Source organism: Vibrio sp. 1457 (genome assembly GCF_033340195.1).
GTDB lineage: Bacteria > Pseudomonadota > Gammaproteobacteria > Enterobacterales > Vibrionaceae > Vibrio > Vibrio alginolyticus.
The window spans coordinates 1-1,219 of the sequence record NZ_JAWOWA010000100.1 but is presented as its reverse complement, the minus strand read 5'-3'; the positions used below and the strand labels follow the sequence as shown (position 1 = coordinate 1,219).

Below are 1,219 nucleotides of genomic sequence, written 5' to 3'. Positions count from 1 at the left end.
ACAAACGCTGTCCTGGCGGTGCCCACTTATCAATCGCCCGGAACAGACGCCGCCACCACATTAAATCGTTGGGCGGATCGTTCGCCAGCTCCGCTTCGACATGCTGCTCAATCATCAGCCCCTGACGCTGTTCGCTATCCAGAAGCTCGGTCATCTGGCGTGAATCGAGCTTGGGTAACATCAAAACCAACATCAACACCAGCGCCAGCGTCAGCCAGAAGATGGCGAAGATGCGCGCGGTTAAGCTGCCTATCATGAAGCAGAAACCATCAGATAGCCGCGACCACGCAAGGTTTTAAACCACGGGTGACCATCTTTACGATCCGGCAGTTTACGACGCAGGTTGGAAATGTGCATATCGATAGCGCGGTCGAAAGGCGTCAGGCGTTTGCCCAACACTTCCTGGCTTAAATGTTCACGGGAAACCACCTGACCCAGATGCTGTGCCAGCAAATAGAGCAGGGTAAACTCAGTACCGGTTAACTCCAGCGTTTGCCCGTCGAAGCTGGCTTCCTGACGGCCTGGATTCAGCACTAAGGCATCAACTTCCAGTGTCGGTGAACCGTTGTCGTTGTTTTGCTGTTGCTCGCTCCAGTGCGAACGGCGCAGGATCGCGCGAATACGTGCCACCAGCTCACGATCATTAAACGGTTTCGGGAGATAGTCATCTGCGCCCAGCTCAAGGCCGAGAACGCGATCAAGTTCACTGCCGCGCGCCGTCAACATAATGACAGGCGTCTGGTGTGTCTGGCGAAGTGCTTTTAATGTGTCGATACCATTTTTCTTCGGCATCATTACGTCAAGCAAAAGTAAATCAATGCTGTCGTCCAGAAGATCAAGCGCCTGTTCCCCATCGTGGGCAACAATCACGTTGAAGCCTTCCATCTCGAGCAGCTCCTTTAATAGGGAAGTCAGCTCTCGGTCATCATCAACTAACAGGATTTTATTCATTGTTTAAATACCTCCGAGGCAGAAATTACGTCATCAGACGTCGCTAATCCATGACTTTACGTTGTTTTACACCCCCTGACGCATGTTTGCAGCCTGAATCGTAAACTCTCTATCGTTGAATCGCGACAGAAAGATTTTGGGAGCAAATGATGCGCATAGTTACCGCTGCCGTCATGGCCTCAACGCTGGCAGTCAGTTCATTAAGCCACGCTGCTGAAGTCGGTTCAGGCGATAACTGGCATCCGGGTGAAGAACTTACGCAGCGCAG

At 52.1% G+C, this 1,219-nt stretch carries 1 protein-coding gene and 1 pseudogene; both read right to left on the bottom strand.

What is annotated here, in order from left to right:
• A pseudogene (locus R7Z41_RS24025) lies at positions 1 to 256 on the bottom strand (hypothetical protein); the annotation flags it as partial.
• Complete coding sequence (gene cpxR, locus R7Z41_RS24020) at positions 253 to 951, bottom strand: envelope stress response regulator transcription factor CpxR (RefSeq protein ID WP_001033722.1); 699 nt, start codon at positions 949 to 951, stop codon at positions 253 to 255. The gene cpxR and the pseudogene R7Z41_RS24025, both read right to left, overlap by 4 nt.
• Between the last annotated feature and the right edge of the window lie 268 nt (positions 952 to 1,219).

Bases quoted from the DNA above. Each gene is read 5' to 3' on its own strand.
- cpxR (WP_001033722.1), bottom strand. From the start codon at position 951: ATGAATAAAATCCTGTTAGTTGATGATGACCGAGAGCTGACTTCCCTA.